Origin of the sequence: Streptomyces sp. NPDC001980, from assembly GCF_040296885.1 — a bacterium.
Lineage (GTDB): Bacteria > Actinomycetota > Actinomycetes > Streptomycetales > Streptomycetaceae > Streptomyces.
In genome coordinates this window covers 1-19,398 of record NZ_JBEOYD010000017.1, presented here as the reverse complement: position 1 = coordinate 19,398, position 19,398 = coordinate 1, and the positions used below count along the sequence as shown (strand labels likewise).

Sequence of the window (19,398 nt, the reverse complement as noted above, 5' to 3'; positions counted from 1 at the left end):
GGGGGTACCCCCAGCGCCCCTAGGTGTCCGACCCTTGGGCGAGTTTCAAAGCGTAGGTGGGCCACCACTGGCCCGCCTGCGGGCCTCCCTTGCACGTCCCGTCCGACTCCCCCGGGCGCTTGACCCACAGGTAGGCGTCCACCAGGGGGTCGGCCGTCTTCGTCGTCGGGGTTTCTCCCAGGGCCCGGCCCGGCGGGTTGCACCATCGCTCGTCCGGGTTGCCGCCCGCGTACGGGCCGTTGCCGTTGCGGCTGGTGTCGATGACGAAGTGTTTGCCGCCGACCTTCGCCGAGAGCTGCTTGCCGTAGGTGATGGAGTCCTCGGTGGAGTAGAAGTTGGAGACGTTGACCGCGAAGCCGTCGGCCTGGGCGACGCCCGCCTGCTGGAGGGACTGGTAGATCTGGTCGGGGTGGCCCCAGCCGGCGTTGCCCGCGTCCAGGTAGACCTTGGTGTCCTTCAGGGACTTGAGTGTGGTGATCGCGCCGCGCAGGAGGTCGTAGCGCTCCTCCGCGAACCGGGCCGGGGTGCAGCCGTCCACCAGGTGCAGGACCGCGTCCGGTTCCAGGACGATCGTGGCCGGGCGGTCCTGGATGCCGTTCGCGACCCCGTCGATCCACGCCCGGTACGCGTCGCCGTCGGCCGCGCCGCCCTGGCTGTACTGGCCGCAGTCGCGGTGCGGGATGTCGTAGAGGACCAGGAGGGCCGTCCGGTCGGACTTCTGGGCGGCCTCGGTGAAGCCGCGCGCCTCCTGCTCCGGGTTCTCCGCGCCGATCCACTCGCCGGTCGGCTGTGCCGCTATCTTGCGGATCTGCTCGGCGTCGCCGTCCTTGCCGGCCTTCGCGTAGGCCTTCACCTGGCGGGCCGCGTTGGAGTCCGGGTTCACCCAGAACGGGTCGGCCTCCTTGGGCTGTTGGGTGATCGCCGCCTGTGGACTCGCGGCCGGCTTGTCCCCGCCCGAGCCGCCGCCCGAGGAGCAGCCGGCGAGCAGCAGCGCCGCCCCCAGTGCCCCGGCCCGGGCCGCCGAGCGGGCTCCCCTGCTGTCGTACATCCAATTCCCCCCTGGGTGCACTTGGCCAGAGCCCAATCGTGACATACCCACCGCACTCGCCACGAGATCGCCCAACTCTTGTCGGTGAGCTGTTACAGCCTCTGTTGACAGGCCAGTTGACGGGCGAGTCGACGATCGGTCCGGCGGGCGACGGGGAGGCTTGGCGGGCGCGAACCTAGGCCCGGGCGCCCGTCGCCCTCTAGAGTCGCTTGCGGGCGGCCCGGACACCGGCCCGCCTTCCCAGCCTCCCGCGCCTGACGCCGGGTTACTCCCGCAGCCCGAGCGCGCGCGGTCGAGGACCGGCCCGGTCGGCGGTCTCAGGGGAGCGGGCCGTCGACCGGGCGACAGGTGGCTGCGGTGCCGCGGCCCTATACGGCGGTGCCGGTGAGGTACGCCGAGACGACCACGTTCGCCGTGTAGCTGCCGGTCGTCCGGTCGAAGGTGCCGCCGCAGGTGATCAGGCGAAGCTCGGCGCGGCCCGACTCCCGGGTGCCGTAGGCCTGTTGGGCGTCGAAGTGGTCGCGGGGCACGACCCGGACGTCGTCGACGGTGAACTCGGCGACCGTGTTGTCGGCGCGGACCACGCGGATCGTCTCACCGGGGCGCATCGTGCTGATCTTGTAGAAGACGGCGGGCCGGGTCTCGGTGTCGACGTGCCCGACCAGGACCGCGGTGCCGGCCGCGCCGGGGTCGGTCCCGGAGCCGTACCAGCCGACCACACCGGGCTGGTCGAAGGGCGGCGGGTCGACCCCGCCGTCCTCGGCGAGGCCGCGGGCGACCACGGGGGCCTGCACGCCCAGTTCCGGTATGTCGACGCGCTCGGGCACGGCCGCGGTCAACGGCTTGGCGGCGGGCGGGAGTTCGGGATCCGACGGCGGGCGGCCGACGGCGGCCACGTCACCCGTGGTGGGCCCCGTCATGCCGTCGGGTATCTCGGTCACCCCGCGGCCCCACAGCCACAACCCGAGCAGCAGGACCGCCCAGGCCACCCCGGTCAGCAGCCGTCCGGTGCCGGGGGAACGTTCGGTGTCCTCGGACATCGTGCTCCCGTCCTCAGCGCGAGCCGTGGCGGCGGCGGGCGCTCAGCAGTCCGACGGCGACCACGGCGAAAGCGGCGAGGAGCAGGCCGGTGACCGCCTGCGCGGTGTCCGGTCCGGCCGAGCGGGCGTCCACCGAGGCGAGCGGAGCGGTGCCGCCGCCGCCCGCGTGCACAGGCGCGAACGGCGAGGCGGGCACCACCCCGGGCGCGTCCTGCTGGGACGAGGAGTCCCGTACGACGGTGACGTTGCCGGTGACGGCGGAGCCGCCGCAGCTGACCTGCACGGTATAGGTGCCGGCACCGGCCGTGGAGCGGACCTCGGCCTGGCCGGTCAGGTCGCCGCCGGTGCCGGCGAGGCGGGCGTCCGTGACGAAGGCCGTCGAGACGGCGGTGCCGGTCGAACCGGAGCAGCCGCTCGCCCGCAGCGCCACCACGGATCCGGCGGGCGGGGAAGCAGGGGTCACGGTGACCCCCTGGCCGTCCGCCGCGAGGGCGGCCGCCGGGGCGAGACCGGCTGCGCAGGCCAGGAGTCCGGTACAGAGAGTGAGGGGAATTGAGCCCATCGTGAACCTCCAGATATCTGGAGGCTCCCCCGCACGGGGCGCCCCCGCATCCTCGGGGGGCGCCTTGTTGCTCCGTACGGGTGGTCTCAGGTTTGGTGCCCGCCGGTCGGAGCCGGTCCGGAGGCGATCCAGAAGGCGTTCCGGAGCCGGTTCAGATCCGGTCGACGAGGTCCGCGATCGAGTCCACGACCTCGGAGGGCCGGAAGGGGTAGCGGTCCACGTCGTCCGGCTGGGTGACGCCGGACAGCACCAGGAAGGTGCGCATCCCGGCCTCCAGGCCCGCGAGGACGTCGGTGTCCATGCGGTCGCCGATCATCGCGGAGGTCTCCGAGTGCGCGCCGAGCGCGTTCAGGCCGGCCCGCATCATCAGCGGGTTGGGCTTGCCGACGAAGTACGGCTTCTTGCCGGTCGCGGCGGTGATCAGCGCGGCGACCGAGCCGGTGGCCGGCAGGTCGCCCTCCACGGACGGGCCGACGTTGTCGGGGTTGGTGGCGATGAACCGGGCACCGTCGTTGATCAGCCGCACGGCCTTGGTCAGCGCCTCGAAGGAGTAGGTGCGGGTCTCACCGAGGATGACGAAGTCGGGCTCGTGGTCGGTGAGGATGTACCCGATGTCGTGCAGGGCGGTGGTCAGGCCGGCCTCGCCGATGACGTAGGCGCTGCCGCCGGGCCGCTGGTCGTCCAGGAACTGGGCGGTGGCCAGCGCCGAGGTCCAGATGTTCTCCACCGGCACGTCGAGCCCCATCCGGCGCAGCCGTGCGTGCAGGTCACGGGCGGTGTAGATGGAGTTGTTGGTGAGCACCAGGAAGGGCCGGCCGGACTCCCGCAGCTTCTTCAGGAAGGCGTCCGCTCCGGGGATCGGAACCCCCTCGTGGATGAGGACCCCGTCCATGTCGGTGAGCCACGACTCGATGGGCTTGCGCTCTGCCATGTGGTGCGTCTCCTGGCGTGCGGATGGCGTACGTGCGGTCCTGCGTGAGCTGTCGTGCGTGAGCTGGGGGCGCCGGAACCACTGCGTACCGACGCCCCCAAGCCTAGACACAGCCAGGATCACCCGGGAATGCCCCGCTCATCTGCTGGTCAGCTGCCGGTCGCCGACTTCCAGGCGTCCACGTACGACGTCAGGTTCTTGTCGATGTCGTTCCAGTCCGGCGTGAACACGTCGACGCCGTCCATGAGCCTGGTCAGCGCGGCCGCGTTGGCGTCGGTGGCCTTGACGTCGGTGCGGGCGGTGAAGCCGCCGCCGATCGAGCTGACCTCCTCCTGCTGCTTCTGCGCGAGCATGAAGTCGAGGAGCTTCTTGCCGTTCTCGGAGTGCGGGGCGCCGGTGAGCAGGCCGGCCGCGTAGGGCAGCGCGAAGGTGGTGGGCTTGCCGCCCTGGGCCGCCGGGAACCAGATGCCGAGGTTGGGCATGGTCTTGGACTGGGCGTAGTTCATCTGGACGTCGCCGTTGGCGACGAGCAGCTCGCCCTTGTCGACCTTGGGGGCGAGCTTGCCGGTGGAGGCGGACGGGCCGACGTTGTTGGCCTGGAGCTTGCCGAGGTAGTCCAGCGCCTGCTTCTCCCCGCCGAAGTCGTGGATCGCCTTGATCAGCACGGCGGTTCCGTCACCGGCGACACCGGGCGTGGAGTACTGGAGCTTGTTCTTGTACGAGCCGTCGAGCAGTTCCTCCCACGTCGTCGGCGCCTGCTTCAGCTCCTTCTTGTTGTAGACGAAGGCGAAGTAGTTGTTGACGACGGAGGTCCAGGTGCCGTCGGCGCCCTTGTCGGCGGCGCCGACCTGCGCCGAGCCGTCGGGCTGGTACTTCTGCAGCAGCCCCTTGCCGTCGGCCTGCTGGATGAACGGCGGGAGCGTGACCAGCACGTCGGCCTGCGGGTTGCTCTTCTCCCGCAGGGCGCGCTGCACCACCTCGCCGGAGCCGCCCTCGACGTACTTGACCTTGATGCCGGTCTGCTTGGTGAAGTCGGCGAAGACCTTGTCGTACCAGCCGTCGTTGTTCTCGCCCTTGAGACCGTCGGCGCTGTAGACGGTGACGGCCTTCTCGTCGGAGGCGGCCGAGGAACCGCCGCAGGCGGAGAGCAGCGGGGTGGCGAGGAGCGAGACGGCTACGGCGATCTTGAGCGTGTTTCTGGGCATGGCGAGATGAACTCCTGGCTGAGAAGCGGGACTTGAGGAGAGGGTTTTCGAGGGGTCAGCGGTACGAGGCTCTGTTGCGGACGCGGGAGACGGCGAACAGGACGAGCAGGGTCGCCGTCATCAGGACCACCGCGAGAGCGGAGCCGGCGAACAGGGCGCCGCGGTCGGTGGCCGAGTAGATCAGGACCGGAAGCGGGGTCCAGTCGGGCGGATAGAGCATCATCGTGGCGCTCAGCTCGCCCATGGAGAGGGCGAAGCAGAGCCCCGCGGCGGCGGTGAGCGAGGGCAGCAGCAGCGGCAGCCGGACCCGCCACAGCACATACGCCGGCCGGGCGCCGAGGGAGGCGGCGGCCTGCTCGTAGGCGGGGTCGAGGCGGGTGACGGCGGCCGACACGGACTGGTAGGCGAAGGCCGTCACCAGGACCGTGTGCGCGAGGATCACGATCCACCGGGTGCCGTTGAGCAGCATCGGCGGCTTGGAGAAGGCCACCAGCAGCGACAGCCCGACCACGACCGACGGCACGGCGACCGGCAGCACGAACAGGGCGTCGACGATCCGGCGGTACCGCTTCCTCAGCCCGGCCGCGGCGAGCGCGGCCCAGGTGCCGACGGCCAGCGCGAGCAGACTCGCGGTGACGGCCGTGACGAGGCTGGTGGTGAGGGCCTGCAGGGCGTCGCCGCGGGTGGCGGACCGGAAGTTGGCCACGGTCATGTCCGAGGGCAGCACGCCGGACCAGTGGGTGGCGAAGGAGGCGCCGAGGACGACGAGGAGGGGGAGGGCGAAGAGCGGCAGGAAGAGGACGACGAACACCGCCCACACCGCCCACCTGGCCCCGCGGCTATGCACCAGCACGACGGCTCACCACCCGGTAGAGGCCGTAGAGGCCCACGGAGATCAGGACGTTGACGACGGCGACGACACAGGCGCCCGGGTAGTCGGACTCCAGGATCGCCTTGCTGTAGACGAGCATCGGCAGGGTGGTCACGCCCTTGGCACCCGTGAAGAGCACGATCCCGAACTCGTTCAGGCAGAGCACCAGCACCAGACTCCCGCCGGCGGCGAGCGCGGGCAGCGCCTCGGGGAGGATCACCTGCCGCACGATCCGGGGCGCCCGCGCACCGAGACTCGACGCCGCCTCGATCTGCGCGGTGTCCACCTGCGAGAACGCGGCGAGCAGCGGCCGCATCACGAACGGCGTGAAGTAGGTGACCTCGGCGAGCAGCACACCCCAGGGCGTGGTGAGGAACTGGAACGACCCGATGATCCCGGTCGTGCCGTAGATGAAGAGCAGGGCGAGCGTGATGAGGAAGGACGGGAAGGAGAGGTAGACGTCGATGAACCGGGCGACGGCTTTGGCTCCGGGAAAGGGAACGAAGGCGATGACCAGCGCCAGCACGAAGCCGAGGACCATGCATCCGACGGTGGAGGAGACGGCGATCCAGACGGTGGTCCAGAGAGCGTTGCGGAACGACTCGGAGGCGAAGACGTCGGCGTAGGGCTGGAGCGAGGTCCCACCGGTGTCGGGGTGGACGGACTGCTGGACGACGAGGGCGAGCGGATAGAGGAAGAAGAGGGCGAGCAATGCAACAGGCGGCAGGACCAACGCGCCCCGAAAGCGGCGCGGGGCTGTATCTGATGTGCGGCTGCCGCCGCGTGGGCGCGACAAGCCCCCACCGGCCCGCGGCCTGGACACGACCTCAGTCACGGCCAACTCCCGCCGGCAGCAACACCGCATCCTCCGGCGCGAAATGCAGACTCACGGAGTCCCCGAACCCGGGCGGATCTTTCAGCTCCCGCAGATCAGCCATCACCGCATGTCCACCCACCTCGACGTACAAGCGATGCGTGGCCCCCCGCCACTGAATGTCCTTCACGACACCCACGAGCTGATTGGGCCCCTGTCCCAGCCCCACCAGGTGCGGCCGCACACACAACGTGGCCCGAGCCCCGGACACGGCCCCCGCCGTATCCACCTTCACCCCGACCCCCGCGAAGTCGACACCCCCCGCTCCCACGGTCACCGGCAGCAGGTTCGCCCCGCCGACGAAGGACGCCGTGAACTCGTCGGCAGGTGCCCGGTAGAGCTCTGTCGGCGTCCCGCAGGCCCGCAGCCGCGCCTTGTCCATGACCGCGATCCGATCGGCCAGCGTCAACGCCTCGACCTGGTCATGGGTGACGTACAGGATGGAGACGTCCGGCAACTCCCGGTGCAGCCGGGCCAGTTCCGCCAGCATCCCGGACCGCAGCTGCGCGTCGAGCGCCGACAGCGGCTCGTCGAGGAGCAGCACGCCGGGCCGGATGGCCAACGCCCGGGCGATGGCCACCCGTTGCTGCTGGCCGCCGGACAGCTCCCGCGGATAGCGGCGCGCGTACGCCGCCATCCCGGTCATCTCCAGCGCCTCGGCGACCCGTTCCCGGATCTCGCCCTTGGCCGTCCTGCGCGCCCGCAGCCCGAAGGCCACGTTGTCGGCGACCCGCAGGTGCGGGAACAGCGCGTACTGCTGCACCACCATCCCGATCCCCCGCCGGTACGGCGGCAGGTCGGTGACGTCCCGGTCCCCGAGGAACACCCGCCCGGAGACCGGCCGTACGAACCCGGCGACCGCCCGCAGCGCGGTGGTCTTGCCGGAGCCGGACGGCCCGAGCAGGGCCATCACCTCGCCGGGCCCGACGGTGAGGTCGAGGGAGTCGAGAACGACGTTCCCGTCGTAGGCGACGCTCACCGAGTCGAAGCGGATGCCGCTGGTCATCCGAGCACTCCCGGCAGGTCCGCGACCGAGTCCAGCACATGGGTCGCCCCGGCCGCCCGCAGCGCGTCCGCGCCGTGCGCGCCGGTCAGCACCCCGGCGACCAGGCCCGCGCCGGCGCGGACGCCGGTGAGCATGTCGTAGGAGGTGTCGCCGACGACGGCGATCTGACGGACGTCGTCCGCGGCGGCCGTGCGCAGCAGCGCGGTGAGAACCATGTCGGGGTACGGCCGCCCACGGCCCCCGGCGTCGGCAGGGCACAGCGTGAGCGGCACCAGGCCCTGCCAGCCCAGGGCGGCGAGGATCGCGTCCTGGGTGGCGCGGGCGAACCCGGTGGTGAGGACGACGGTACGGCCGCCCGCCTGGAGCTTCTCGATGGTCTCGCGGGCGCTGGGCAAGGCGTGCACCCGGCCGCCGTCGACGAGTTCGGCATAGGCCGCCTCGAAGGCCCGGTTGGCCTCCTGTGCCTTGGTCTCCTCCCCGAACAGGTGCCGGAAGACGGAGATCTTGGACTCGCCCATGGTGGCGCGGACGTAGTCGATCATCCGGTCGGGATCGGCACCCAGATGGCGGGCGGCCGCGGTGAACGCCTGCTCGACGAGCCCGCCGTCCGCGACGGTCGTACCGGCCATGTCGAGCACGACGAGCCGGATGTCCCGGGTCCTGCCCATGTCGGTGTCGGTGTCGGTCAACTCTCTCACCAGCCCAGTTCGTTGGCGGTTGTCTCGGCTATCGCGGGCGAGCAGGTCATGCCGCGCCCGCCGGGCCCGGTGACCAGCCACACGCCGTCGGCGACCTGCTGGCGGTGCACGACCCGCGAGGGGTCGGTGCACTGGGCGTACACCCCGGCCCAGCGGCGCCGGACGCGCGGCAGCGGCCGGCCGAGGAGGGACTCGACGACGCCGGTGAGGTGCTCGTACGGCTCCTCGACGGTGTCGAAGGCGAAGGGGTGCTCGTACTCGTGGGTGTCGCCGATGGTGAGGCCGCCGTCGGCGCGCTGCACCATGAGCAGCTGCATGCGGTGCTCCCGCGCGGTGGGCGTCTGCGGCCGGCGGGCGTTGAGCTCGTCCAGGGCCGGGGAGGTGTACGCCGGGTAGTAGCGGAAGCTGTCGGCGTCGGCGACCGACGTGGGGAGGGGTTCGCCGAGCGGGTCGGTCTGCATCATCTGGAGGCGGACGCGGCGCACGGGGAGGTCGGGGCCGGCCAGCTCGCGGACCAGGCCGCCGAGCCAGGCGCCGGTGCACAGGACGACGGCGTCGGCGTGGTGGACGTCGCCGTGGTCGTCGCGGACCGTCCCGGGGCCGGTCACCTCGCGGACCTCACGACCGGGCAGGAAGGTGTAGTTCGGGGACTTCAGCAGCTCGGCGCGGAGGGCGAGCTGGGCCGTGCGGGGTTCGACGGCCGCGTCCCGTTCGCAGTAGAGGGCGGCGTCGAAGGCACCGCGCAGGGCGGGGTTCAGGGCCCGGGCCTCGGCGGGGGTGAGCAGCTTGTGGCCGCGGGCGGCCGCGTCGTCGCGGGCCACGGCGGCCTCGGCGACGGCGAGTTCGTAGGCGCCGCGCACCGGGGTCAGCGACCCGTTGGCCCGGAAGCCGAGCGCCGGCACCCGGCCGCCGATCTCCTCCCACAACTCCCTGGCGCGCAGGGCGGTCTCGAGTTCCGCTCCGCCCGCGCGCCCGCTCACCCAGATCTGCCCGAAGTTGCGCAGCGAGGCGCCGCGGGCCTCGGCCTCGCGCTCGATCTGCACGACCTCGTGGCCGCGTTCTATTGCCTGCCAGGCGTGCATGGTGCCCACCACGCCTGCTCCGACGACTGTCACTCTCACGACGGCCACGCTCCTCGCGACTGGGGAACCGGAAAGGTCCGGCTGACAACGAGAGCGTGAACTGGTCATCACGTTTGGGCTAGACCCGTTATCTTTTCGTGACATTCAATCATGATCAGAAGCAGCAGAAATCGGTGCTTTTCAGCCGCCGAGGTGGGCCGTGAACGAGAACCGGTCCCCCCGGTACAACGACCGCACCCGCTCCAGCGGCCGTCCCTCGGTGTCCCGCGACACCCGGTGGATCAGCAGCATCGGCAGAGCCGGCGGGGTGCCGATGAGGAGGGCCTCGCGCGGGGTGGCCAGCACGGTCTCGATGCGTTCGTCGGCGTCCCCGAAGGCGATGCCCTTCTCGTGCAGGTAGCCGTAGAAGGAGGAGTCGGGGTGGAAGTCGGTGTCGAGATGCGGGACCCGGGCGACGGCGACGTACGTGCTCTCCAGGCCGACCCGCTCGTCGTCGGCGAGCAGCACGCGCTCCAGGTGCCAGACGGGTTCGCCGCGCTCCAGACCGGTCTCGGCGGCGAGGGCGGCCGGGCAGGGGAAGCGGTCGAGGGTGACGAGGCTCCGGCCCGGGGTGCGGCCCTGCCGCCGTACGCCTTCGGTGTAGCTGGCGAGGGAGAGCGGCTGCTCCAGCTTGGGCCCCGCGACGACCGTCCCTCGGCCCTGCCGGCGCAGCTTGCCCTCAAGGACAAGTTCGCGCAGCGCCTGCCGGACGGTCTCGCGGGCGACCCCGTACTCCTCCGACAGGTCGCGCTCGGTGGGGATGACACCGCCCTCCCCCAGCGTGCCGACGAGCTGATCGATCTGCGCCTTCACCGCGTAGTACTTCGGGATGCGGCCGTGCTCGGGGATGCCGGAGCGGACGGGGGCGCCGGGGGCCTGGTCGTTCGGGTAGTCCACGCAGGGATCGTCGCAGACGAAGGCCGTACGACCGGACAGGGGGCACCGCCGTCACCCGCACCCGCACCCGCACCGGCACCGGCACAGGCACCGGCACCGGCACCCGGCAGCGGTCACCGCCGTCGCCGTGCCAGCAGGAACGCGCTTGCACCTACGGCGAGCAGGGCGACGGAGGCCGTGAACAGCCCGTGGGCCAGGCCGAGTCCGGTGCGGGCCAGTTCGCGGGCGCGTTCCCCGGCCTCCCAGGGGCCCTCGGCGTCCCAGGCGCCCCGGTTGTCCCAGGCTTCCCGGCGGCGGTCCCAGACGCCCCCGGCCTCGTCGGTGCGGGGCGGGGCGCTGCCGCCGGGCGAGGCGGCGGGGGTGGCTCCGGGGGTGGCTCCGGGGCTGGCCCCCGGGCTGCTGCCGGGACTCTCAGGGCCGGCGGTGCTGTCGGGGCCGGTCGGGTTCCCTGCGGGTGTCTGCGCGGGTGTCTGCGCGGGTGTCTCCGGGCCGGCCTGCGAGGAGCCGCCGGAAGGGACGGCGGGGGCGACGCTCGCGGGCGGTGGTGGCGGCGGCTCGCCGCCGATGCCGAAGCGGTAGTCGTTCGACTCACCCACCCACTCGCCGTCCGACCCCTGCCGCTGTACGACGGCCGCGTTGGCCGTGACCCCGTTCCGTACGGCGTCGGAGGTGACGGCCAGCCTCACCTTGACCGAGACGGTCGCCCCGGGCGCCACCGTGAGCCCCGGGAAGCCGGTCCCTTCGAAGACGCCGACCAGCTCGGACTCGTCGGTCTCCGTCAGCGGGACCGGGCGGGTCCGCGGGCCGTCGTAGAACTCCAGCTCGGTCTGGGACGGCTTGAGGGCCTTCTTGTCGTCGACGAGGACGACGACCGGGTGGATGTCGGCGCAGGTGCGGCCGGTGGTGTTGGTGAGGTCGAGGTACCAGGTGCCGAAGCCGCCGCCTGGCTCGTAGGACGAGGGGCCGTCGTGCAGGCGGGTGGTGAGGGGGAAGCCCTGCGCGTCGGCGCCCGCGCAGGACGCCTCGGCGGCGGGGGCGGCCGTCGCCTGGGGGGCGGGGGCGAGTACGGCGGCTGCGGCGGCCAGGCAGAGGGACAGGGGGGTGCTCAGTCGCGTGCGCATGGAATGGTGACTCTGCCGGGCGGGAGCCGGAGCAGCCGGACGCCACTCCGCGGGAGGCGCGTACTCCCCCCGATCAGCCGTCGCCCGTTCGCCTTTCCCGCTCAAGCCCCCGTGCAGCCGAACTCCGGTCAGCCATCCGCACGCCCGAACAGCGGCGCGAGCAGCAGCTGGGCCGCGCCCTCCGCGACCCCCCGGCCGCCGCCGGGAGCGAGGCGGACGGGGACGGCCGTGCGCAGGCTCCCCTCCCGCCGGGTGTGGGCGTCGAGGACGGCGGCGACCCCCCGTACGAAGGGCTCGGGCGCGGCGGCGATCGTCCGGCCGCCGAGCAGCACGAGGTCGATGTCGAGCAGGCCGGCCAGGTTCGCGGCGCCGACGCCGAGGACCCGCGCCGCCTCGGCCGTGTCGCCGCGGGCCACCGCCGCCAGGCACAGCGCCTCGATGCAGCCGCGGTTGCCGCAGTGACAGGGCGGCCCGTCGAGCTGGACGACCTGGTGCCCGAACTCCCCGGCCCCGGTGCGCGCGCCCCGGTGCACGGTGTCGCCGATCACCAGGCCGGCGCCGAGCCCCGTACCGAGGAGCAGGCAGGCGAAGGAGCCGCCCTCGCCGCCGACGGCGAGTCCGAGGGCCGCCGCGTTGCTGTCCTTGTCGACGACGACCGGCACCCCGAGCCGCTCCGCGAGCGCGTCCCGCAGCGGGAAGCCGTCCCACTCCGGGAACCCGGTGACCCGGTGCAGCACCCCGTGGCTGTGGTCGAGCGGCCCTGGCGCCCCGACGCCGACCCCGAGCAGCGTGTCGCCGCCGCGCTCGACCAGTTCCCCGGCCAGCTCCACGACCGCGCCGAGGACGGCCTCCGCCCCGGCCCCCAGGTCCACCGCCACCTGCCGCTCCGCGACCACCGTGCCGTCGAGGTCGACGAGCACCGCCCGCAGTTCGTCCCGGTCGAGCTGGATCCCCACCGCGTGCCCGGCGTCCGGCACCAGCCGCAGCACGGTGGCCGGCTTGCCGCCCGTGGACGCGCGCCGCCCGGCCTCCGCGGCGAGGCCCTCCTCCCGCAGCCGGGCGGTGATCTTGCTGACCGCCTGCGGGGTGAGCCCGGTCCGCTCGGCCAGTTCGAGCCGGCTGATGCCGCCCTCCCCCGCCGTGCGCAGCAGATCCAGCACCAGCGCGGTGTTGTGACTGCGCATGGCCGGCAGATTCGCCCCGACCGCACCCGGTCGCCCGCCGGCCGTACCCGGTCGCCCGCTCCTCGTCCTGTTCACGCCACTCATTCTCCCTCCCACTTGCACTTTGGCAACAGCGTTGCGAAAGTAGGACGCATGACAGCTGCTGCCACTCCCCTCCGCGTCGGCCTCATCGGCTACGGCCTCGCCGGATCCGTCTTCCACGCCCCCCTGATCGCCGCCGCCGAGGGCCTCGCCCTGGACACGGTGGTCACCTCGAACCCCGAGCGGCAGGCGCAGGCGAAGGCCGAGTTCCCCGACGTCCGGACGGTCGCCACCCCCGACGAGCTGTTCGACCGGACCGCCGAACTCGACCTCGTCGTCATCGCGTCCCCGAACAAGACGCACGTGCCGCTGGCGACGACCGCCCTCAAGGCGGGCCTCCCGGTCGTGGTCGACAAGCCGGTCGCCGGCACCGCCGCCGAGGCGCGCGAGCTGGCCGCCCTCGCCGAGGAGCACGGCCTACTGCTCTCGGTCTTCCAGAACCGCCGCTGGGACAACGACTTCCTCACCCTGCGCGGCCTCCTCGAAGACGGTTCGCTGGGCGACGCCTGGCGCTTCGAGTCCCGCTTCGAACGCTGGCGTCCGCAGCCCAAGGGCGGCTGGCGCGAGTCCGGCGACCCGGCAGAGATCGGAGGTCTCCTCTACGACCTCGGCAGCCACGTCGTCGACCAGGCCCTGGTCCTCTTCGGCCCCGCCACGGAGGTGTACGCCGAGTCGGTGATCCGCCGGGCCGGCGCGGAGACGGACGACGACACCTTCATCGCCGTCACGCACGCGAACGGCGTCCGCTCCCACCTCTACGCCTCGGCGACGGCGGCCCAGCTCGGCCCGCGTTTCCGGGTGCTGGGCTCGAAGGCCGGCTACGTCAAGTACGGCCTGGACCCGCAGGAGGACGCCCTGCGCAAGGGCGAGCGCCCGGGCACCACCGACACCTGGGGCCACGAACCGGAGTCGCTGTACGGCCGTATCGGCGCTGGGGGTGCCCCCTCTGGGGGAGAGTCCCCGGTCACCGGCGGCGGCCGTACCGTTCCCACCCTCCCCGGCGACTACCCCGCGTACTACGCGGCCGTGGCCAAGGCTCTGCGGGGCGAGGGCCCCAACCCGGTGACCGCGCTGGAGGCGGCCGCCGCCCTGGACGTACTGGAAGCAGCCCGCCGCTCGGCGCGAGACAAGGTGACGGTGACCCTCTGATGCACCACCCGCAGCTCACCCCGAAGACCACTCCCGAACTCACCCCGCCTGTGGAGGAGTTGGAGAAGCAGGAACGCCGCCTGGTGTTCCGGCAGTTCACGTACGACGACGCGTGGGCCCTCGGCTCCCTGCTGGTGGAGATGGCCCGGGAGCGGCAGGCCCCGGTCGCCGTCGACATCCACCGCGCGGGCCAGCAGCTCTTCCACGCGGCCCTGCCCGGCTCGACCCCCGACAACGACGCGTGGATCGCCCGCAAGCGCCGCGTGGTCGAGCGCTACGGCGCGGCCTCCTACCTGGTCGGCGCCCGCTTCCGGGCCAAGGGCACGACGTTCGAGGAGTCCTCCCGCCTGGACCCGGACGAGTACGCGGCCCACGGCGGCTCCTTCCCGATCACCGTGGAGAACGTCGGCGTGATCGGCTCGGTGACGGTCTCGGGCCTGCCACAACTGGATGACCACCGTCTTGTGGTGGAGGCACTGGAGAAGTTCCTGGAGCTGTAAGCGCCGACAGCTGGAGCGCCCCTTCAGGGGCGCTGGGGGTACCCCCGGCCGAAGGCTGGGGGAGGAACTGCGCGAGCAACCACAACGGCGCCGCACCCGCCCGCGCAGAGCACCCCCCGCCCCTTAGGCGTCCTTCAACTCCTGCCGCTGACGACCAAGCCCCCCGATCTCCAGCTCCACCACATCCCCGGCCCGCAAGAACGGTTTCGGCTCCGGCGCCCCCAGCGCAACCCCCGCCGGAGTCCCGGTGTTGATGACATCCCCGGGGTACAGCACCATGAACCGGCTGACGTACCGCACGACTTCCGCGACCGGGAAGATCTGCTCGGCCGTGGTCCCGTCCTGCTTCAGCTCGCCGTTCACCCAGAGCTTCAGCGACAGGTCCTGCGGATCGCCGACCTCGTCGGCCGTCACCAGCCACGGCCCGAGCGGGTTGAACGTCTCGCAGTTCTTCCCCTTGTCCCAGGTCCCGCCGCGCTCGATCTGGAACTCCCGCTCGGACACGTCGTGCGCGACCGCGTACCCGGCGACGTAGGCCAGCGGATCCTCGTCGTCGGCCACGTATCGGGCCGTACGCCCGATGACGACGGCGAGTTCGACCTCCCAGTCGGTCTTCACGGACCCGCGCGGCACCAGCACGGTGTCGTTCGGACCCACGACCGTGTCCGCGGCCTTGAAGAAGACGACCGGCTCGGCCGGCGGCTCGGCCCCCGTCTCGCGGGCGTGGTCGTGGTAGTTGAGCCCGATGCACACGACCTTCCCGATCCGCCCCAGCGGCGGCCCGATCCGCAGCCCGGTCGCGTCGAGCGCGGGCAGTTCCCCGGCGTCGGCGGCGGCGCGGACGCGCCCGAGCGCCGCGGCGTCGGCGAGCAGCGCCCCGTCGATGTCGTCGACGATCCCCGTCAGGTCCCGCAGGACACCCTCGGCGTCGAGCAGCGCGGGCCGCTCCGCTCCCGCCGTACCGACTCGCAGCAGCTTCATGGTCGTCACCATCTCCCTTGACAGCAGTCGCCCGGCCGATGGGTGCAGCCATCGGAGGACTGGTCGATCCTCCAAGATGAGCGTGCAGCGGGCAAGAGCCTGTTCACGTACTGGACCGTAGGCACCACGGCCCTCACCTGTACAGCACGGCGCGCTCCACCGCGCTCCACGTCGTACTGGTCACCACGTACAGCGCGGCGGCCAGCGGCACCACGGCCACGGTGACCAGCGTGAAGTACGACAGGTACGGCATGACCCTGGTGACCGCGCCGACCCCCGGCACCTGCTCGTCCCCGTCGCTCGGCACAGCCCCCGCCGCCGTCCGCCTGGCGCGCAGGAAACTGACGGTGGCGACGGCGGCGACCACGGCGAACAGCGCCAGATAGACCAGCCCGGCGCTCCCGAACCCCCCGCCGCCCGCACCGGCGAGGACATCGCTCCACCGCCCGCCGAGCGGGGCGCCCAGCAGCTCGTGGGAGAGCAGGCCGTTGCCGCCGCCGATCGCCGGGTTGGAGAAGAGGTGGTAGAGGACGAAGAACGCGGGCAGTTGCAGCAGTCCGGGCAGGCAGCCGGACAGCGGTGACACCTTTTCCGCCGCGTGCAGCTCCAGCACGGCCTTCTGCAGCGCCTCCTGGTCCTTGCCGTGCCGCTTGCGCAGCTCGGCGACTCTGGGCTGGAGCGCGGCCCGGGCGCGCTGCCCGCGGGCGGCCGCACGGGACAGGGGATGGACGAGCAGTCGTACGAGCGCGGTGAACAGAACGATCGCGGCGGCGGCCGCGGAGGCATGGAACAGCGGCTGGAGCAGGTCGGCGAGATGCTCGACCAGGCCGGCGAAGACGGACATGAAACCGGACATGAAACCGGACATGGGTGGGAGCCCTCCGAGGGGTCTCGTCGTGCCGTGGGTGAAGAGGCGGGACGGCATGACGACGCGCGCGGGATCGCCCGGGGGCTGCCGGCCGAGGGGCCGGGGGGCCGGGTGGTCTACGCGGTGGTCGCCGGGAGGGCGTGTCCGGGGGCTCGGGGGCGGCTGCGGCCCTTCGCGTCCGGGTCGCGTTGCGGCAGGAAGGCCGTACGCCGGGCGCGGTCGCGTATCGCCGTACGGACCCGGGTGGGCGGCACGGCGGGCGCGGAGCGCGCGGCGCGCAACGCGCAGACGGCGAGGGCCGAGCCGGCGGCGGCGGTCGCGGCGAGCGCGACGGTGGTGAAGAGGCTGCCGGAGTCGAGAAGGAGGAGGTCAAGCAGCAGGAGCAGCAGGAGGGCGGCGGTCCGGGACGGCAGCACCCAGCGGCCGTTCACGCGCATGCCCGCCCCCTTCTCGGCCTTCTCAGCCTTCTCCGTCTCACTGCCGTTTATACATGATCCGTTTTACGCATGATCCGTTTCCAGTGGCTCCAGGAGCCTCTTGGGCTTGAGGAGCGCCCGGCTGACCGGATCGGCCGGGTCGGGGTCGAGCCCCGGGCCCGGCGCAACGACAACGTCCGCGACGGGGACGACGGTTCCGCAGGCGGGGCATTCGCCGTACGGGCCGAGTTCGGTCCCGCACGCCACGTGCCGGAAGTAGCGCAGCCGGCGGTCCATGAGGTGCTCGCGCCCCCAGACGGCGAGGGTGCGCAGGACGGGCCAGAGCTCCGTGCCGCGCTCGGTGATGACGTACTCGTCCCGGGGCGGCGACTCCTGGTACCGGCGCCTCTCCAGGATCCCCTCCTCGGTGAGTGTCTTCAGCCGGGCCGACAGGACGGCGCGCGGGATGCCGAGGTGGACGAGGAAGTCGTTGTACCGCCGGACGCCGTAGAGGGCGTCGCGGATGACGAGCAGGGTCCAGCGCTCGCCGACGACCTCCAGTGCGCGGGCGATCGAGCACTCCTGTGTCACGTAGTCCTTGCCCAGTGCCATGGGACCACCTTAGTCAACTGCTCCACGGTAGGTTCATTCATCGAACCTACCGTGCTACGGTACCACCATGACCGAGTTCAGTGAACGAACCATCACGGGGACCGGGCCGGTCGCACGGGACACTCCTGCGGCAGCGCACACCGACACGCCCCCGCACGCCCGCGCCACCCTGGCCCTGACCAGCGCGGCCACCGCCGTGAGCCTGATGACGTACACCGCCCCCGTGGTCACCCTCCGCGACACCGCGACCGACCTGCACACCCCGCTCTCCGCCCAGGCCTGGCTGATCAACGGCACCCCGCTCGGCCTGGCCGCCCTCCTCCTGGTGGCCGGCAGCCTCGCCGACGACTTCGGCCGCCGCCGGATCTTCCTGCTCGGCACGCTGACGCTGGGCATCACCACCGCCCTCGGCGCGTTGACCGCCTCCACCTGGCTGTTCACGCTGGCCCGCATCGCCCAGGGCGCGGCCAGTGCGGCGATCCTGGCGAGCAGCCTCGGCCTGCTGGTGCATGCCTTCCCGAGCCCACGAGGCCGGCTGCACGCGACGGGCGTGTGGGGCGCCTTCGTCAGCGGCGGTATCGCGACGGGCCCGCTCCTGGCGGCCGCGCTGCCCAACTGGCGGGTGGCCTACGCCGTCCTGGCCGCGGCGACGCTGCTGGTCGCGGCCCTGTCACCACGGGCGCTCACCGAATCCCGCTCCCCGAGGGGCGGCCGCCCCGACATCCTGGGCGCCCTCACCTTCGGCCTGGCGCTGGTCTCCCTGGTGGCCGCGCTCACCCTGGGCCGTGACGGCTGGCTACGGTCCGAGGTGGGCCTGCTGTTCCTGGCCGCGGTGGTCCTCATAGCCGTCTTCGTCCTGGTGGAACGCCGCACCACCACCCCCATGATCGACCTGAGCCTGCTGCGCCGCCCAAGCTTCCTGGCCTCCTCCGCCGGCGGCCTGTTCACGGGCTTCGCGGTGATCGGGCTCTTCAGCTTCCTGCCGGTCCTGTTCCAGCAGGTGCTCGGTCTGACCCCGCTGGACACCGCGTGGCTGTTCCTGCTCTGGTCGGGCCTGTCCTTCACGGTGGCGCTCCAGGCCAAGCGCCTCGCGGGCCGCGTCGCACCCCGCCAGCAGCTGGCGGTCGGCTTCGCCCTCCACGCGGCCGGCGTCCTGACCATGCTCGGCGCGATCGACTCGGGCTCCTGGCAACGCCTGCTGCCGGGCCTGGCCCTGGGCGGCATCGGCAGCGGCCTCCTGAACGCCGCCCTGCCCCTGCTCTCGGTCGAATCGGTCCCGGCCGCCCGTGCCGCCATGGGCTCCGGCGCGCAGCAGACCTTCCGCTACATCGGCTCCTGCGCGGGCGTCGCCCTGACGATCGCCATCGTGACCTCGTCGAGCGGCGGCCCGGGCCACGGCGCGAACACCGCCCTCGTGGTGTCGGCGGGGCTGGCGCTGCTGGCGTCGGTGGCAGTGCTGGGGCTACGGGAGAGGCTCGGCTGACGCCCCCTCAGCACCCTCACGCACCTCTCGTCCTTCCGTACCCCACCCGTCACGCGTTCCGGCGCGCCGACCTGCGTCATTAGACCTGGGTCGAAAGGCCTGGCTCCCCGTGCACCACGTTGACATCGTGGCCTCACCAGAACCGATCCGAACTTGGGGGAAAGTTCATGATCAGGAACACCACGGGTACCAGGACGAAGAAGGCGCACGCCAAGCTGACGTGTCTCGTGACGGCGGGAGTCCTCGGCGCCTCGCTCGTCGCCCTGGCGCCCGCCGCGTCGGCGGCGGTACCCACCGCGGTCGCGACGACGTACACCTGCCACCCCTCCTGGAAGGCCAGTGGCGGCCTGTACTACCTGTACGAGGGGTACAGCGACACCAACACGACCAACACCAAGAAGGGGCAGACCGGCAGCCGCGTCATCGAGGTGCAGTGCCTGCTGACCTACTGGGCCAACCGGGTCGGCGAGAGCAAGTACGACCCGAAGGGCATCGACGGCCAGTTCGGCTCCAACACGGAAGCCGCGGTGATCAACGCCCAGAAGGCCTGCTTCTCGGACTCCAGCGAGTGGGACGGCGAGGTGGGCCCGAACACCTGGCCCTGCCTGAGGGTCTGGGCGACCACGTAGTCCGACCCCACCGACCGCCGACCGCCCGCCTGGACCAGGCGGGCGGTTCCCTACGGTTCGGCAGCGCCCCAAAGGGGCGCTGGGGGTACCCCCGGCCGACTGGGGGGTGATCGGTAGAGCG

At 72.3% G+C, this 19,398-nt stretch carries 21 protein-coding genes; 4 read left to right on the top strand and 17 right to left on the bottom strand.

The window, feature by feature from the left end; genetic code table 11:
• Positions 1-19 precede the first annotated feature (19 nt).
• The 13 genes from ABT137_RS25360 to ABT137_RS25300 all read right to left on the bottom strand — a co-directional run bounded on the left by ABT137_RS25360 (position 20) and on the right by ABT137_RS25300 (position 12,642).
• Positions 20-1,048: a glycoside hydrolase family 6 protein gene (locus ABT137_RS25360; protein ID WP_351712632.1), complete on the bottom strand. Its 1,029-nt coding sequence runs from the start codon at positions 1,046-1,048 to the stop codon at positions 20-22.
• Between the two features lie 368 nt (positions 1,049-1,416).
• A complete protein-coding gene (locus ABT137_RS25355; RefSeq protein WP_351712630.1) occupies positions 1,417-2,088 on the bottom strand; it encodes a class F sortase in 672 nt (223 codons plus the stop codon).
• 13 nt (positions 2,089-2,101) lie between these two features.
• Entirely contained in the window at positions 2,102-2,650 is a 549-nt protein-coding gene (locus ABT137_RS25350; RefSeq protein ID WP_351712628.1) for a hypothetical protein, read from the bottom strand.
• A gap of 151 nt (positions 2,651-2,801) precedes the next feature.
• Positions 2,802-3,581 carry an HAD-IIA family hydrolase gene (locus ABT137_RS25345; protein ID WP_351712626.1) on the bottom strand — a complete coding sequence of 260 codons (780 nt, stop codon included), beginning with the start codon at positions 3,579-3,581 and terminating at the stop codon, positions 2,802-2,804.
• 149 nt (positions 3,582-3,730) lie between these two features.
• Positions 3,731-4,786: a 2-aminoethylphosphonate ABC transporter substrate-binding protein gene (locus ABT137_RS25340; RefSeq protein WP_351712624.1), complete on the bottom strand. Its 1,056-nt coding sequence runs from the start codon at positions 4,784-4,786 to the stop codon at positions 3,731-3,733.
• A 55-nt stretch (positions 4,787-4,841) separates the two neighbouring features.
• The gene (locus ABT137_RS25335) at positions 4,842-5,639 is read right to left on the bottom strand and encodes an ABC transporter permease (RefSeq protein WP_351712622.1); all 798 of its coding nucleotides are present in this window, start codon (positions 5,637-5,639) and stop codon (positions 4,842-4,844) included.
• Entirely contained in the window at positions 5,626-6,522 is an 897-nt protein-coding gene (locus tag ABT137_RS25330; RefSeq protein WP_502984574.1) for a 2-aminoethylphosphonate ABC transporter permease subunit, read from the bottom strand. The genes ABT137_RS25335 and ABT137_RS25330 overlap by 14 nt, the downstream gene beginning before the upstream one ends.
• On the bottom strand, positions 6,485-7,537 hold the full coding sequence (locus tag ABT137_RS25325; protein ID WP_351712618.1) for an ABC transporter ATP-binding protein: 1,053 nt from the start codon (positions 7,535-7,537) through the stop codon (positions 6,485-6,487). The genes ABT137_RS25330 and ABT137_RS25325 overlap by 38 nt, the downstream gene beginning before the upstream one ends.
• Positions 7,534-8,205, bottom strand: coding sequence for a phosphonatase-like hydrolase (locus ABT137_RS25320; RefSeq protein WP_351712957.1), 672 nt, complete (start codon positions 8,203-8,205; stop codon positions 7,534-7,536). The genes ABT137_RS25325 and ABT137_RS25320 overlap by 4 nt, the downstream gene beginning before the upstream one ends.
• Before the next feature lie 26 nt (positions 8,206-8,231).
• Positions 8,232-9,356: a TIGR03364 family FAD-dependent oxidoreductase gene (locus ABT137_RS25315; RefSeq protein WP_351712616.1), complete on the bottom strand. Its 1,125-nt coding sequence runs from the start codon at positions 9,354-9,356 to the stop codon at positions 8,232-8,234.
• 141 nt (positions 9,357-9,497) lie between these two features.
• Positions 9,498-10,253, bottom strand: a complete 756-nt coding sequence (locus tag ABT137_RS25310) for a GntR family transcriptional regulator (RefSeq protein WP_351712614.1) — start codon at positions 10,251-10,253, stop codon at positions 9,498-9,500.
• A gap of 113 nt (positions 10,254-10,366) precedes the next feature.
• Positions 10,367-11,374, bottom strand: coding sequence for a chromosomal replication initiator protein DnaA (locus tag ABT137_RS25305; protein ID WP_351712612.1), 1,008 nt, complete (start codon positions 11,372-11,374; stop codon positions 10,367-10,369).
• 128 nt (positions 11,375-11,502) lie between these two features.
• Positions 11,503-12,642: an ROK family transcriptional regulator gene (locus ABT137_RS25300; protein WP_502984573.1), complete on the bottom strand. Its 1,140-nt coding sequence runs from the start codon at positions 12,640-12,642 to the stop codon at positions 11,503-11,505.
• A 48-nt stretch (positions 12,643-12,690) separates the two neighbouring features.
• Between ABT137_RS25300 and ABT137_RS25295 the strand changes: the two genes are divergently transcribed.
• Entirely contained in the window at positions 12,691-13,788 is a 1,098-nt protein-coding gene (locus ABT137_RS25295; RefSeq protein ID WP_351712608.1) for a Gfo/Idh/MocA family oxidoreductase, read from the top strand.
• Positions 13,788-14,288: a heme-degrading domain-containing protein gene (locus ABT137_RS25290; protein ID WP_351712606.1), complete on the top strand. Its 501-nt coding sequence runs from the start codon at positions 13,788-13,790 to the stop codon at positions 14,286-14,288. Before ABT137_RS25295 ends, ABT137_RS25290 begins: the two co-directional genes overlap by 1 nt.
• A 123-nt stretch (positions 14,289-14,411) precedes the next feature.
• On the opposite strand, the gene ABT137_RS25285 is transcribed toward ABT137_RS25290, so the two are convergent.
• The 4 genes from ABT137_RS25285 to ABT137_RS25270 form a co-directional block, all read right to left on the bottom strand.
• On the bottom strand, positions 14,412-15,269 hold the full coding sequence (locus ABT137_RS25285; RefSeq protein WP_351712604.1) for a fumarylacetoacetate hydrolase family protein: 858 nt from the start codon (positions 15,267-15,269) through the stop codon (positions 14,412-14,414).
• A gap of 133 nt (positions 15,270-15,402) precedes the next feature.
• The gene (locus ABT137_RS25280; protein WP_351712955.1) at positions 15,403-16,113 is read right to left on the bottom strand and encodes a YidC/Oxa1 family membrane protein insertase; all 711 of its coding nucleotides are present in this window, start codon (positions 16,111-16,113) and stop codon (positions 15,403-15,405) included.
• 140 nt (positions 16,114-16,253) lie between these two features.
• On the bottom strand, positions 16,254-16,574 hold the full coding sequence (locus ABT137_RS25275) for a DUF6412 domain-containing protein (RefSeq protein ID WP_351712602.1): 321 nt from the start codon (positions 16,572-16,574) through the stop codon (positions 16,254-16,256).
• 63 nt (positions 16,575-16,637) lie between these two features.
• Entirely contained in the window at positions 16,638-17,165 is a 528-nt protein-coding gene (locus ABT137_RS25270) for a winged helix-turn-helix transcriptional regulator (protein ID WP_351712600.1), read from the bottom strand.
• A 67-nt stretch (positions 17,166-17,232) separates the two neighbouring features.
• Between ABT137_RS25270 and ABT137_RS25265 the strand changes: the two genes are divergently transcribed.
• Both ABT137_RS25265 and ABT137_RS25260 read left to right on the top strand, forming a co-directional pair.
• On the top strand, positions 17,233-18,648 hold the full coding sequence (locus tag ABT137_RS25265) for an MFS transporter (RefSeq protein WP_351712598.1): 1,416 nt from the start codon (positions 17,233-17,235) through the stop codon (positions 18,646-18,648).
• A 167-nt stretch (positions 18,649-18,815) separates the two neighbouring features.
• On the top strand, positions 18,816-19,277 hold the full coding sequence (locus ABT137_RS25260) for a peptidoglycan-binding domain-containing protein (RefSeq protein WP_351712596.1): 462 nt from the start codon (positions 18,816-18,818) through the stop codon (positions 19,275-19,277).
• The last annotated feature ends 121 nt before the right edge of the window (positions 19,278-19,398 follow it).